This is a genomic window from Roseovarius sp. SK2, from assembly GCF_028807495.1.
GTDB lineage: Bacteria > Pseudomonadota > Alphaproteobacteria > Rhodobacterales > Rhodobacteraceae > Roseovarius > Roseovarius confluentis.
Map to the genome: position 1 here is coordinate 353,746 of NZ_JARAMK010000004.1, position 13,620 is coordinate 367,365.

General features: G+C 53.4%; 13 protein-coding genes. 4 read left to right on the forward strand and 9 right to left on the reverse strand.

From position 1 onward, the window contains the following. The first annotated feature begins 75 nt into the window (after nt 1-75). From PVV74_RS10955 to PVV74_RS10965, 3 genes are all read left to right on the forward strand, one after another. Nucleotides 76-1,254, forward strand: a complete 1,179-nt coding sequence (locus PVV74_RS10955; protein ID WP_274593199.1) for a LysR substrate-binding domain-containing protein — start codon at nt 76-78, stop codon at nt 1,252-1,254. A gap of 247 nt (nt 1,255-1,501) precedes the next feature. Continuing rightward, nucleotides 1,502-2,326 carry a hypothetical protein gene (locus PVV74_RS10960; RefSeq protein WP_274593200.1) on the forward strand — a complete coding sequence of 275 codons (825 nt, stop codon included), beginning with the start codon at nt 1,502-1,504 and terminating at the stop codon, nt 2,324-2,326. A 50-nt stretch (nt 2,327-2,376) separates the two neighbouring features. Next, the gene (locus PVV74_RS10965) at nt 2,377-2,961 is read left to right on the forward strand and encodes a HutD family protein (RefSeq protein ID WP_274593201.1); all 585 of its coding nucleotides are present in this window, start codon (nt 2,377-2,379) and stop codon (nt 2,959-2,961) included. 128 nt (nt 2,962-3,089) lie between these two features. Here the strand turns inward: PVV74_RS10965 and PVV74_RS10970 are convergent, their stop codons facing one another. The 9 genes from PVV74_RS10970 to PVV74_RS11010 form a co-directional block, all read right to left on the reverse strand. After that, complete coding sequence (locus PVV74_RS10970; protein WP_274593202.1) at nt 3,090-3,770, reverse strand: DUF1028 domain-containing protein; 681 nt, start codon at nt 3,768-3,770, stop codon at nt 3,090-3,092. A gap of 1 nt (nt 3,771) precedes the next feature. After that, the gene (locus PVV74_RS10975) at nt 3,772-4,191 is read right to left on the reverse strand and encodes a RidA family protein (RefSeq protein WP_274593203.1); all 420 of its coding nucleotides are present in this window, start codon (nt 4,189-4,191) and stop codon (nt 3,772-3,774) included. A 100-nt stretch (nt 4,192-4,291) separates the two neighbouring features. Further along, nucleotides 4,292-5,821 (reverse strand): 4-hydroxyphenylacetate 3-hydroxylase family protein, encoded by a 1,530-nt coding sequence (locus PVV74_RS10980; protein WP_274593204.1) that lies wholly within the window; start codon nt 5,819-5,821, stop codon nt 4,292-4,294. 428 nt (nt 5,822-6,249) lie between these two features. Next, nucleotides 6,250-7,554, reverse strand: a complete 1,305-nt coding sequence (locus tag PVV74_RS10985) for an NAD(P)/FAD-dependent oxidoreductase (RefSeq protein WP_274593205.1) — start codon at nt 7,552-7,554, stop codon at nt 6,250-6,252. Beyond that, nucleotides 7,538-8,662: an ABC transporter ATP-binding protein gene (locus PVV74_RS10990; RefSeq protein WP_274593206.1), complete on the reverse strand. Its 1,125-nt coding sequence runs from the start codon at nt 8,660-8,662 to the stop codon at nt 7,538-7,540. The genes PVV74_RS10985 and PVV74_RS10990 overlap by 17 nt, the downstream gene beginning before the upstream one ends. Next, entirely contained in the window at nt 8,640-9,815 is a 1,176-nt protein-coding gene (locus PVV74_RS10995) for a M24 family metallopeptidase (protein ID WP_274593207.1), read from the reverse strand. The genes PVV74_RS10990 and PVV74_RS10995 overlap by 23 nt, the downstream gene beginning before the upstream one ends. Before the next feature lie 2 nt (nt 9,816-9,817). Beyond that, complete coding sequence (locus PVV74_RS11000; RefSeq protein WP_274593208.1) at nt 9,818-10,597, reverse strand: ABC transporter permease; 780 nt, start codon at nt 10,595-10,597, stop codon at nt 9,818-9,820. Continuing rightward, nucleotides 10,594-11,397, reverse strand: coding sequence for an ABC transporter permease (locus PVV74_RS11005; protein ID WP_274593209.1), 804 nt, complete (start codon nt 11,395-11,397; stop codon nt 10,594-10,596). The genes PVV74_RS11000 and PVV74_RS11005 overlap by 4 nt, the downstream gene beginning before the upstream one ends. A gap of 44 nt (nt 11,398-11,441) precedes the next feature. Continuing rightward, nucleotides 11,442-12,488, reverse strand: coding sequence for an ABC transporter substrate-binding protein (locus PVV74_RS11010; protein WP_274593210.1), 1,047 nt, complete (start codon nt 12,486-12,488; stop codon nt 11,442-11,444). Between the two features lie 151 nt (nt 12,489-12,639). Between PVV74_RS11010 and PVV74_RS11015 the strand changes: the two genes are divergently transcribed. Beyond that, a complete protein-coding gene (locus PVV74_RS11015) occupies nt 12,640-13,368 on the forward strand; it encodes a FadR/GntR family transcriptional regulator (protein ID WP_274593211.1) in 729 nt (242 codons plus the stop codon). Nucleotides 13,369-13,620: the final 252 nt, after the last annotated feature.

Consider the following 13,620-nt stretch of genomic DNA (forward strand, 5'->3'; position numbering starts at 1 on the left):
AAATCCAATTTTCGGGAAATCGCCTGATACACCATAATAGCACGGTAATCCGGTCAATTCTTGGAAGTAGGCATCATGAATGAAACGTCAGACCGCTTGCGGAATCTCTTTCTGCAAGGAATGAGCCATGCAGCGTGCACGGTAAATATTGTTACAACGAATGGTCCCGAAGGCCGGGCTGGCGTAACCGTCTCGGCGATGGCTTCCGTTTCGGCGGATTCAAACCGACCGACGCTGCTCGTCTGCGTCCATCATCTAAGCCCTTCTGCAGAAAAGATCGTCAAAAACGGTGTCCTTTGCGTGAACGTGCTTCGAGATGACCAATCTCATATTTCAGACGCATTCGCCGGCCGGTTCAAAAACGAAATAAGCGACAAATTCGAATGTGCCGAATGGGTCGATTGCGCTTCTGGATCCCCTCGGCTCGCAGATCCACTTGTCGCTTTCGACTGCACCCTTGTGTCGAGCGAAAGAGTGGGAACGCACCATATCTTCTTATGCGAGGTCCAGGATTTGACCCTCGCCGAACATGGATCTCCGTTGATTTATGCGAAGCGCGCTTATGGCACAACAACACAGATTGAAGGTGTTCGAAATCTCAAGCATGCGCTTACCGGAAACGGTAAAACTCTAAAGCTCGGCTGTTTCCACACTGTTGCGCCTTATGTTGTGCCTCCGATTATTTCACAGATGCCTGGAGCGGGTTTGCAAATGGTCGAAGGTGATCAACGGCGGCTATGTCAGGCACTCTCCACCGGAGAATGCGATTTGGCTTTGATGTATGACATTGACATTCCGACTGATTTCAGTGCCGACCCAGTCACTCGCCTTACTCCTTATGTGCTTCTTCCCGATGGCCATCCACTGGCCGATCAGCACGAAATTCTCCCCCAGGAATTGGCCGGAGAACCCATGGTGCTACTGGAAGGACAGCCAAGCCACGACTATTTCACGGGTCTGCTTGCGTCCGAAGATGTATCGCCCAACATAGCTTACCGGTCTACTTCTATCGAAGTTGTTCGTGGATTGGTTGCACACGGTTTGGGATACTCACTGTTGGTAACTCAACCAGCTTCCGCGATGAGCTATGATGGTTTGCGGCTTGTAAGTCGGCCCTTTCAGTCTTCCGCAGGCGCCACGCATCTCGCGCTGGTTCAGCGCAGTGGAGGGGAACTGCCACCAGTAGCGGAGCGTTTTGCTGCACTTTGCCGCGCGCATCTCAAGGATGTGAGTGATAATTCGTTGATCGAATAAGCGTAAGAATTTACGAGCCAACATCTCTTCTTGCGCAATGATTCAAGTCATCGTTCGTGATTTCTCTTAGCACAGCTGCTCGTTTAATTTGACGTGCGGTTTATGTACCGGGATTGGAGCTCGGCTCCATCAATCCATCATGAGAAATGGCTACGGATTACTAAACCTTTGGTTATGGCAATCATAATTTCATGAACTCTCGCAACGTTCTACCTTGATCTCGCGCCGAGATAGCAAGGAACACCTCATGGCTCAATCGTCCCAAGCTACGTGCCTCTACCAGTCTCGGACTCCATGTCCGCGAATTTTCGACCGCAAACTTGAAGATAGCGCCCCTGAGCGAGGAAGTACCATGATGCTGGGAAATTTTGACGGTTTCCACCTAGGGCATCAGGCATTGGCGCGAAAAGCACGCAGTCTTTCTAGAGGAAGACCTGTCGGTATGATGTCTTGCGAACCTCACCCACGCAGCTATTTTCGTACGGAGGCTACACCCTTCCGTTTGGTAACGCCCCGGAGCAAGGCCCGTACCCTAATGGGTGCCGGAGTGGATTTTGTCTACCAACCACGCTTCGACGCAGCATTCGCAGGGCAGACACCTGAGGAATTCGTCGAGAAAGTACTGGTTGATGGCTTGGGCGTATCGCACGTTGTCACCGGCCCGGATTTTCGTTTCGGGAGCAAGCGCGAAGGCGATGTTTCAATTCTACGAGAATTGGGCAAGTTTCACAATTTCAGCGTCAGCACGACGAATAAACTTTCTTGTGACGGCAGCCAAATTTCTTCCTCAAGGATCCGGGATTGTCTCCGGTCCGGGAATATCGAGGAAGCCTTGCACCTTTTGGGCGGCACTTGGATCATCGAAGTATATCGCGAAGCCGACGGTCGCTTGCGGATGCATGAGATGCTCTGCCAGCCAGCACCAGGTCGCTTCAAAGCAGATATGTTCTTGTCGACCAACACGAATATGGATCTCGAGCTCGAGATCTTTGCAAGTGGCCAAGTTTTGCCTTTGGGACCGGTGCCTAATGCGGCGCGGTACTTCTTCCAGATCAAGAGCAAGGCGACCTGAAGCTTGCTATACCCGATGAAATTTTACTTCAAGACCGGAGCATTATTGAAATGAGCATCTGCACTTACCGTGCCGAGGACTATATTCGCCTTCCATGGAAGAACGGTACGGGCGTGACTGACGAAATCTGTCTCTTACCCGAGAAGGCTACTCGTGAAAGTTTTGAAGTACGCGTCAGTAGCGCACCAATTCTAACAGAAGGTCGATTTTCTAGTTTTCCCGGTGTTGAGCGGACAATCATTCTTATTGAGGGAACCGAGTTGGATCTGGAATTCGATAACGAAACCACGTCGCTCGAGCCGTTTCAACCATTCACCTTCGATACGGCCCTGACCCCGGTCGGAAAACCTCGCAGTGGCCCTGTACGCGTCGTAAATATGATGACCAACCGAAATCAGTGGTTTGTTGAGCACACACGCATTCTTACGTGCGACACGCAACTTGATGCCGCCGCCAACTCCAAGATTTTCATCATTGCCTTGAACACGTCGTGGCGAGTCGACTGCGCCGAACGCGAAACTACCTTGGCACCCTTCGACAGCGCGCTAAGCGACAGGTCCGTTTATCTGTCTCTTCCGCACTGCAGCGACGAGAGCCCTCGTGGTCTGGCCTACGTACTTTCACCCAACAGTTGACCCGTGATGCGTCGCACGAGCATTTAGCAATCCTACCGTGCCTGCGGTAAATGCAAAAAAGGCGCGCACAATGTCGTGCGCGCCTTCGTGTGATCAGCGGAAGAGCATCCATTCCGCAGTATTTCACTTTAAAGATCGCCAGGCACCCCATAGCTTGGCGCTTCCGACGGATTCAGCGCTCTGCTGATATAATCGGCCATTTGTGGTTCGTATGCATTCCATAAATCACGTAGCTCTGAAATCGGGCACGAGTCAGACCAATCGACACGCAGATCCACCAATGGCCATGGGGTTTGGTCAGCGACAAGCAAACAGGCTGATCTTACGGGTCCTTCTTCGCCACCGCCCTCGTGCAAGCCGGCTTCCAAGGCGCCCAGCAGCCTTGCGGGCAAAGGCAAATCGCCAGTGACCTCAAACCGATCCACCATCACCTGTGGCAGCTTCTTATCCGAAAGCAGGTTTCCAGCAGCGATCACTCCCTTTCCCTGCGCCACCGCGTTCGTGCCCAGCGTATTGTCACCGGTAAAAACTGCGGTTGCGCCGCTTTTATCGACGACCGCCACCTGGCGATAGGCCGGAAACCTTTCTTCGGCTATGATCGAGTCAAGCGCAGACTGCGCGCCCTCACCTACCGCGATCCGATCCAGCACATCATTACCGATTGATGGCATTGTGACGTTTTGAGTAGCAACCGCTCCAGTCCCGGCTCGCACCCAAGGGCAGCGACTTCCAACAGCGATTGACGAAGTGGTAATTGCGACGCCAACCTGTCCGGTACGTTCACAGCGTCCAGTAACGGAAAAAGTCATCTCACACCTCGTCTGGAATAACTGCAGTAACCTCGATTTCGACCACCCATTCCGGACGCGCAAGCTGGGGCACCACAATGCCCGTCGAACAAGGATGAACACCTTTCAACCATTTACCCATTTCCTGATAGACGGCCTCGCGATATCGAATGTCAGTTAGATAGACTACGATGCGACAGATGTGATCCATGCAACTGCCTGCCTCATCAAGCAGCATTTTGATGTTCTGCATTGTCTTTGCGGTCTGTGCGCCAGGGTCGCCGACGTGAAGACATTCCCGGCTTTCCAGGTCCTGTGAAACCTGGCCGCGCAGAAATACGGTAGTGCCTCGGGCCACGACACCTTGGCTGAGATCATTGTTCAGAGTTTGCTCTGGATAAGTGTCCTTGGTGTTGAAAGGACGGATACGGTGATGGATCATGTACAGTTTCCTCGAAATTGGCCCTACATGACATGCAAGGTCAGCAGGTAATGGGATTATATATCGCTACGGAACTTTCGGATCCCGCAGCGTGGTGCAATCACTCTGCAGCCTTGGAGTCATGCTTACTGACATCGTTTCCGAACCATTTCGAAATGGCCGGGTCTACGGCAGAGAGCCTCTGTCCTCCCGTCACGTTGTCGGATAGGTCCGCAGCATCTTTGACGAAAGCCAACGGACCATCCCAATCGAAATTACGATAAACCGCGGCCAGATGCGCGAAGGGCGGAGACTGAGCGAATAGTTGGAAGGTAAGCCGATGGCCGGCATAGTCTGAATTCAGCATGTCGCGAGCAAAAGCCAGCAACTTGCGTCGGTCGGCAGCGACCCATTCCTCATTTATCGAGTAGTACTTTTCCATCCACGGTTTCGTTTCCGGCGCCTCGAACGAAGCGACGTCGGGTGTTACACAAATCTGCCCGCCACAAAGTTCGCGGGCGATGTGCATCATTTCATGAAGCTGGCTGCATGCGTGCACCCGGCCAGTGTACAGCAAGGATTGGTTCGGCATCATCAAACCTGCAGGTGATGTTTCTCCTAGAGCGATTGCTGCAGTCAGATGAGCATTGATGCCTTCACGATAGACGGCGAGTTTTGCCAGCTTCTCCTGTACGGCCTGCTGCTTGTCGAGCCCTGTCTGCCGCGCGTTGAACAGCGCTGCGCCGATCATCATATCTGCGACCTTCAGATTTCGCTGTACGAATGCGAATGCCGAGTAGCGGTGCAAGGTTGCCCGGATAAAAGTTGCAGCCTTCGTATGGCGATAGAACAGTACATTTTCCCAAGGTATCAATACGTTGTCGAAAATGACGATGGTATCGACTTCGTCGAACTTGTTTGCCAAAGGGTAGTCGCGCTTGTCGGCGCGGCCTGCAAAACCCGTCCGACAAATAAATTTGAGGTTAGGAGAGTTCAGATCACAAATGAAACCCACCGCGTAATCCGACATTTCTGCGTTGCCCCAGTTGGCAATTGTCGGTTTCGTGAACGCCTGATTGGCATAAGCTGCCGCGGTTTCGTATTTCGCGCCGCGAACGATGATACCTTCGTCAGTCTCCTTGACCACATGCAGCAACATGTCCGGGTCCTGGTCTTGTGGTGCTTTGGACCGGTCACCCTTGGGGTCTGTATTCGCAGAAACGTGAAAGGGGTCCTCCTTTAGGACTCGGAATATGTGCTTCTCGATATTCTTGGAGAATTGGGGATCAACCTCGTTCAATACGTCCTGACCGTCGTACAGCGACCACATTTCACCAACAGTTTCGTCGCCGACACGAGTAACCACACCTCCAACTTCATTCATCATGTGGTCAGTCGCCCGCCTCTTGGCCCACCAATCGTCTTGAGTGTACGGCAACGCATTGCCCAAGGCGTTGACTTCACCGTCTTGTGTTACGGTCATCACGTCTTTGTGGGCATCCTCATGCTGCATGTCGTAGATCCGTGCACGGACATCGACTAGCGGCTTGAACTGAGGATGCTCGGTTACATCTTTGACCTTTTCACCGTTGATGTAGACTTCGCGGTTTCCGCGTATGGAGTCTCGGTACTCCTCACCAGTTCTGATCATCAGTCTTTCCTTTTCCACCGTGCTGCGTCGTTCGCGGTCGTGCGACTAGCAAAGCACTCAATTTTTTTTGGATAGCAGCCCGCGCCAAAGTGCTAAAATATCGTTTTCAATGCTCTTGGAGTGGAAAAACTGATGCACGTCATTGTCCATATTAATCTTGGCTTGCCAACTTGGTGGTTGGATTGATTACCGCTTCTTGGGTTGCACGTGTGCATCCAAAATCGCTTCATTGCTCACGCAATCAGTCGAACGTCAGTCGTTGCGAAAGCTACATTTATTTGCGGATGGAGGATCTAGGTCCCGTCCGGATCTATAAACTGACTAGTAAAAGACGACAGTTCCGACAGTCCAAATTGGATCCAACTATTTGACTCGGTTGAGTTAACGAACATTCAACTGTTCGTGGATAAGAGATTAGAGCCGGTGGATTATATGCCCAGACGATCCATTAACCTACCCCATTGCATTGCGGCGTTTAGGAAGGGTGCCCGAAGGAAGTGAAACGGGATTGTGCGAATCGGTGTCGAGGGAATCTCAAACTCCGCAAACTGATTTCCGGCTAACTTACTGGCAAGCCACGCACCGGCCATCGTAGAGACGGCGACCCCTCGACCATTGAACCCCAGCACCATGTGGAGCCCCGGCTCGGGGTTATGATAGTGCGGCAGGAAATCAGGCGTGATACAGACCAGCCCTGTCCATCGCTTTTCGAACTGGATCCCCCCTATCAAGGGAAAGATGTCCTGCAGCGTCCTTTCTAGCACGCTGTAGTCGGGGATCTTGGAACTCTCACCGGACTTGGATGAGAATGACGCCCGTCCGCCCAGCACTAGCCTACGGTCCTTGGTTTTTCGGAAATAGAGCACGAGGCGCCGGCTATCATAAGCAGCGTGTCCATCAGGAAGGATGCGAGACGCCGCATCGATTGCGAGCGGCGCCGTTGCTACCTGGAAGCTGTTGACGGGAAGAACACTCCTAGAGAGCTTTGGTGACAGAGAGCCTGTATAGGCGTTCGTTGCCACAATGACCTGATCGGTCGAGACCTTACCGGAAGGTGTTCTAACCACCCATCTGCAACCCTCTCGCTTCATAGCAAGAGCTGGGCTATGCTCATACAGCTTTACTCCCGCGACTACGGCTGCACGGGCAAGTTCGCGACAGAGTTCCAATGGATGCAACGATCCGCCTCGAGGATCCACCATACCACCCAAGTAAGCATCGCTACCCAGCAGTTTAGCCGCACCGACACGGTCTAACACACGTACCTTGACCCCCTGGGCCTCTAGGTCGCGCGCAGCAAGTTCCACCGTACGCAGTGCCTGCTCCGAATGGGCGAGTCGTAGCGTGCCAGGTCTTTTGAAACCGCAATCGAACTGTTTTCGGTCGATTAAATCAGATAAAAAATCCGGCGCACTTTCGCAAAGAGCATGAAAACGCCCACCCGCCGGCCCGAATAACTTCTCCAAAGCCGAACGGGAAAGTTTACAGCCAGGGTTTACCTGTCCCCCGTTTCTGCCGCTAGCGCCGTGTCCTGTCTCGTAGGCTTCAAGAACAATCGTATCTAACCCCGCCTCCGCAAGATGCAGTGCGGTCGAAAGCCCGCAGAAACCACCGCCTATAACCACCGCATCCGCAGATGCCTCGCCTTTTAACGCCGCGCAGTCGAGTGACTCATGGCGCGTGCTTGCGCGCCAAAGACTGTCTGGTTTATGTTGTTCATTCGGGAAAGACACGGAAATCCTTCGCATTCCATCCGACCTTCGTCTGGTCGCCGGGTCGCAATTCAGCGGCAGGCCCAGTTCGCTGGCTTTTTGCAGTCATCTGCCCAAGTGGGGTTTGTAGCGTAAGGCGCAAAGTCGAACCGAGATGTTCTCTCAGTATTACTCTTGCGTCGAGAGAGTTGTCGCAGTTTAGCGCACCTTCGCCTAACGTAATCATCTCTGGCCGGACCATGGCCTTTGCTTGACATGCTTCCATCTTTTTCACCCCGGTCCCCTTCAGGAATATGCCGCCCTCTTTAGCGCGCAGCGAAAGCGACGCCTCTCCAGCGTCAACATCAACATCAACATCGAAGAAATTTGACTCGCCGAGAAAGCTGGCGACGAAGACGCTGCATGGCGCCTCGTAAACGTCATCCGGGCTACCGATCTGTTCAATCCTGCCCTCAGACATAACCGCTATCCGATCCGACATCGACAGCGCTTCCTCTTGGTCATGGGTCACGTAGAGCACGGTAATGCCCAATTCCACCTGAATGCGTTTAATCTCAGTCTGAAGCTGATCGCGCAGCTTTCGATCCAGCGCACCCAACGGTTCGTCCAGCAACAAAACCGGCGGCTCGAAGACCAACGCCCGAGCCAAGGCTACGCGCTGCTGTTGACCTCCCGAAAGCTTGTCTACCTTTCGCGCTCCCAAATGGCCTAGTTCGACCATCTCCAACGCTTCGCCTACGCGGCGAGAAATCTCTTCCTTGGTCTTTCCACGCATTCTGAGCGGAAAGCCAATGTTATCTGCCACATTCATGTGCGGAAAGAGAGCGTAGGACTGAAACACTACGCCCAGTCCACGTTCCTCCGGTGACAGTCCGTCAATTTGACGCTTGGCAATCTGGACCGTACCCTTGTCCGCCACCGCGAACCCCGCCACTATCATCAGCGTTGTCGTTTTCCCCGAACCGCTGGAGCCCAGCAAACTTACGAATTCCCCTGCATTAATTGTGAGTGACACGTCGTCGACTGCGACTACATCGCCGAAACGTTTGCACAAATTTTCGATACGGACCGATGAGCCGATGCTTTCCTTGGTCATAGAAACCTCTTTACCAACGACGAATGACGGCATCGGTCAACTTCCGTGAACCGTCCTCGGTGACCACGACAGTCTCTTCAAAATCTCCGACGAATCCGTGACTGTAGATCGTACGTTCCACGCAAAGAACCATGTTTTCTTCGATTTCCTGCTCATTTCCGACAGTCAGCCAGGGTGCGTCCCAACCGAGGCCGATACCATGACCCATTCCGGAAAAGTTACTTTTTATTTCATACCCCATCGTTTCCTGCGCTGAGAGCCCGGCGCTGGCAACATCATGGGCCGTGACACCCGGGCGTATCGCGGAGATAGAGGCCTCGACAACCTCGATGGCGGCCTCAAATAGCTGGGTTTGTTCGTCCTGCGGCTTACCAATCGATCTCGAGCGAGCAAGATCGAACACATAGCCTTCCACGGCACCTGACAGGCCCACTTTGAACCAGTCACCCTCTTCCAAAGGGTCACGCGCCCCCCAAGTTGGGAAGGCTGTTCCTACTTTCTTTGGCGAGCTGCCTCCTTTACCCGAAGACATGAAACTGTTGTAAAGCATTCCCGAACGAGGCATCAGAACCTGCATACCGCTTGCCACGACTTCGCCATGCAGTTTGCCTGGCGTGGCCGCCTCCATCATTGCGTCTAGGGTCCGAGAACCAACAAATGACGCCTGTTCAAGATTATTGATCTCGGCGGTTGACTTGACAGCACGTAGCCGGTCGAGCAGGGCTTGCGAGTCTTCAAAAGCAATTGAAGGCAGCATTTCACATAGCCTCTCGTGGCTTGAGACCGGCAGAACGTCCGCGCCGACAAGACCCAGCTGCGACCGGTCCAAACCAATCTCCCGCACAGCTTCCGCCACTGCGTCTATAACATCCGCTACAACTCGGATCTGCCCGGCCGGCAGGCTGACATCTGGCGGCGTTGCGATGTCGGCGATCAAGATCGGCTCACCTTCGACAGGGAGCAAGAGATAGGCATGTGCGCGACCGCTCCAATGTCCCGGCAACTCAGGAATATAAGGAAAGGGCGTGTAGAAATTTGCCAGGTAGAGAACATCAGCATACCTGTCCAGCGTCCCGCCCCCGCGCGAGCAAACAAGGAGCCCTTTAAGATTGTTTGCTTTAGCGGCCTCGCAAGCCTTGCGGCGGCGCGACTGGAATTCTTCTTCGGTAATATGCTGTAGTGACACTATTATCTCCTTTTACTCAGCGCGTAGACAGTCACGAACAGTAAAGACAGAAGCGTAAGAAGGCATGAAACCGCAGCTACTGTTGGACTGATCTCAAATCGAATTCCGCTCCACATCTTTACGGGAAGTGTCACGGCATCGATGCCACTGATGAAAAGCGCCACGACCACCTCGTCGAAACTTGTAAGAAATGCGAAAGCGGCCCCGGCAAACACGCCTGGTCGGATGGCTGGAAGCGTAACCAGAAAGAACGCACGAGAGGGGGTCGCGCCCAAAGAGCGAGCGGCGTCGACGATCCGCCAGTCCACCTTCTGCATGATGGCCGACACATTGATGACGACAAATGGCAAGGCCAGAATTGTATGTGCCAGAACAAGGCCGGGAACTGTCCCGACAACTCCGATCTTCGAAAAGCTGTCATAGACCGCGACGGCCGTGATAATCGTGGGTATCACCAGTGGCAGAATAAACATTGTTTGAACTGCTCCCGCGAACCGGCGACTCAGACGAGCCATCCCGACCGCAGCGAGCGTTCCCGCGGTAGTCGCCAGAAGCGTGGAAGCCAAGCCAACCACAAGGCTTGTAAATGCTGCGCCCCTCCAAGTCGGATCTGAAAAGAATGCTTCATACCACCGCAAGCTGAATCCTACGGGCGGAAAGGTAATGAACTCGGTCGAGGTGAAAGAAACCGGCACGATTGCAAGTGTAGGCAACATCAGAAAAAAGCAGGCCGCTACGACCAACACCGACAAGATCGCATCGCGCACGTGTGGGCCTTTCATTCTACACTCCACACGCGTCCAAGATTAAACCAGCGGCTGCCAATCCAGTAGATTGCCAGTGTCGCGACGAGAAGCAATGTCGAAAGCGCCGCCGCAAACCCCCAATTCAGAACACGATTGATGTTGTATTCAATCAGCTGTGACAACAGGATTTCGCGCGAAGCTCCAAGAATTGCCGGAATAACAAAGAACCCTAAGCTGATCATGAAGACGAGAATAAGCCCCGCTGTAACGCCCGGAAGTGTGAGCGGGGCATAGATCAACCAGAAGGCTCGCCACCAGCTGGCTCCCAGACTCCGCGCTGCGTTGGGGATGGCTGGATCAAGTCGGCTCATCACGGCGGCCAATGGCAGCACCATGTAAGGCAGCATAATTTGGGTCATTCCGATAAGAACGCCTGTCGTATTGTAGACCAATGCGAGCGGCTGGCTCACGAGTCCCGCGTCCATGAGGACACTGTTGATCACGCCCTGTGGGTTCAAAACGAGCAACCATCCATAGGTACGCACCAGAAGGTTGGTCCAAAAGGGAGTAAGGATACAGAACAACAGGATCGCAGTGCCGAGACGACTGGCACGCACCAGGCGATAGGCGAGCGGGTACCCAATCAGCAGGCACAGAAACGCCGTCATAGCGCTAAGGAACAAAGTTCGTCCCAACACCCTGAGATAAGTCGGAACCTCCAGGATGCGCTGGTAGTGGGTCAGTGCGCCGTCATCGCCTTCGAAACTGCGCAGGACAAGCTCCGCAATTGGCCACACGAAAAGAATTAGCAGCAAAATCGCTGCCGGCAGGATCAATAGAATCCCACCGACATTTGCGATCTTAACTTGGACTGCGCGTATCACCCGAGCATCCAAGTCGTAAGCTTCTCTGACGCCTGCTCGTAGTTGTCACCCCACCAAAGCGCATCCATCAGCACCGCCTTGCCTTCCATCTGCGGCCCACCAGACAGGATATTTGAACGCTCCTCGGGAATGTCATCGAAGGCCGCGGGCACGACTGGACCGTATGTATAAGCCATGGCTATAGCTGCCTGTGCCTCCGGCGTTAGCGAGTAGGCAAGGAACTTCATGGCAGCTTCTTTGTTGGGCGCTCCCTTCAGAACCCCCATGGCGGACCACGTGAGGAAACTCAGTTCGTACTGGATATCCACAGGCGCTCCGGCATTCATGATATTCAATGCTCGACCATCTGGAATCAATCCAAGCGCAGCCTGCCCGCTGGACATGTATTGCTCGCCTTGCGCATTGGTCTCGTAGAATAGCAGGTTCGAGCGTATTTCTTCCATCTTGTCCAGCGCACGATCAACATCGAGCGGATACAAATTCTCCGCCGGAACGCCATCAGCCAGAAGAGCCGCTTCAAGCACACCTGCATTTGCCTCCGCCTGGAAGGCACGCATGCCAGGATAGGCTTCAACATCCCAAACCTCAGCCCAAGTGGACGGAACCGATCCCTGATCTTTATTGTAGGCAAGAACGTAGGAAAACAACACCTGCGGGATTAACAACTCATTCGCCAAATCATCGCGAAGAAGACCGGATCGGTCGACCACGTCATAATCAACGGGTTCAAGCAACTGATTGTCGCGTGCTAATGGATAGAAATCCGGCAGAACTTCCACAAGATCCCATTCGGTTCGTCCCGCCTGCACCATTGCTTCGATGCGACCGTAGTCATTTCCGCTCACCGTGCGAATAGCAATGCCGGTAGCCTCTTCAAAGGGATCGAACCACGCGTCTCGCATGGCATCTGCCCACGAGCCACCCCAGGTCGCAAACACCAGCTCTTGATTTGCGGCAAAAGCGCGCTGCGGGAAAGCGGATGCAAGACCAATGGCAGCTGTAGAGCCGAGAAAGTTTCGGCGGGTAACGGAAGAGTTAAGCATGTCTTTTCCCTTTTCTGGATGACAGTCACTCAAAAGGACCGACCAATACTACTCACCCTGCCACTACTCAGTCGAACTGAAAAGATAAATTTTTCTATTTTTATGGGGATTTTTATTATACTGAAAAAGAAGCTGAAGGAATTGGCGCAAATTGGACCGACCAAAAAGTAAATTTTTGAAACTTGAGCCGGTTGATGTAAGAGATCTCGTCGACGGCCAAGTCTTTGCCGATAAAGCGGAGCTTTTGGAAATGCTCCGAAATGCAATTGCGTCCGGTGCACTCGGATTAGGAACTCAAATTCCGAACGAGAGGGAGCTCGCCAATGCTACGGGTCTGTCGCGATCCAGCGTACGGGCCGCGCTGGACAAGCTCGTTCATGAAGGGAGATTGATCCGACATGTTGGACGCGGGACTTTTGTAATAGATACGGGCACGGATACTCCCTCTTGGGTCGATCCGGCTGCGATTTCTCCAGCGGAGATTCTTGCTGCCAGAACGCTTTTCGAACCTACTCTTCCAGCCCTCATCGTGATGCATGCGTCGGACACCGAATTGAGCACACTCGAGAAATTTGCCCTTGAAGGCCGTTTAGTTGCTGGCTGGCGCGACGCGGAGTTCTTCGATAGCCGCTTCCATTTCTTGCTCCACGAGGCCACCGGCAACGCAGTGATCAAAGATGTCGGTCGTTTCCTAAGTCGCGCAAGGAAGGGCAGCGCCTGGAAACGGATAAAAGAGCAACGATTTAACCCGGTTGCTTGGGGAAACTTTCAGAAAGAACACGAGAACATTGCAACGGCACTAGTAGCCCGCGACGCGGAACTCGCAAGCAAGCTGCTCTCGGAACATCTGTCCACAGTGCGTATGGGAATGCAGACTTGAATTAGATTTTCGCCTCATTCGGGAGTGACCCGGGAAGATACAAGTGTTCAGCATCTCGACGCTGCGCTTCTCTACTTGCGCAGACCAACCTCCATAGCACTGGATTCCGAGTCGAGCGGAGCCCCGATACTCGTTAACGTCAATTCATAAAGAGGAGTCATCCGACGTCACCTCGAACCTCGCCTGATCGCCAGGTAAACCGAAGCCACTGTGAGTGCCCAGAAAAACCAGCATATGCCGGATCGGAAAAAG

What these genes read in the sequence shown, in the direction of transcription:
- PVV74_RS10955 (WP_274593199.1), top strand. Translation starts at nt 76, where the DNA reads ATGAATGAAACGTCAGACCGCTTGCGGAATCTCTTTCTGCAAGGAATG.
- PVV74_RS10960 (WP_274593200.1), top strand. Translation starts at nt 1,502, where the DNA reads ATGGCTCAATCGTCCCAAGCTACGTGCCTCTACCAGTCTCGGACTCCA.
- PVV74_RS10965 (WP_274593201.1), top strand. Translation starts at nt 2,377, where the DNA reads ATGAGCATCTGCACTTACCGTGCCGAGGACTATATTCGCCTTCCATGG.
- PVV74_RS10970 (WP_274593202.1), bottom strand. Translation starts at nt 3,770, where the DNA reads ATGACTTTTTCCGTTACTGGACGCTGTGAACGTACCGGACAGGTTGGC.
- PVV74_RS10975 (WP_274593203.1), bottom strand. Translation starts at nt 4,191, where the DNA reads ATGATCCATCACCGTATCCGTCCTTTCAACACCAAGGACACTTATCCA.
- PVV74_RS10980 (WP_274593204.1), bottom strand. Translation starts at nt 5,821, where the DNA reads ATGATCAGAACTGGTGAGGAGTACCGAGACTCCATACGCGGAAACCGC.
- PVV74_RS10990 (WP_274593206.1), bottom strand. Translation starts at nt 8,662, where the DNA reads ATGCCGTCATTCGTCGTTGGTAAAGAGGTTTCTATGACCAAGGAAAGC.
- PVV74_RS11000 (WP_274593208.1), bottom strand. Translation starts at nt 10,597, where the DNA reads ATGAAAGGCCCACACGTGCGCGATGCGATCTTGTCGGTGTTGGTCGTA.
- PVV74_RS11010 (WP_274593210.1), bottom strand. Translation starts at nt 12,488, where the DNA reads ATGCTTAACTCTTCCGTTACCCGCCGAAACTTTCTCGGCTCTACAGCT.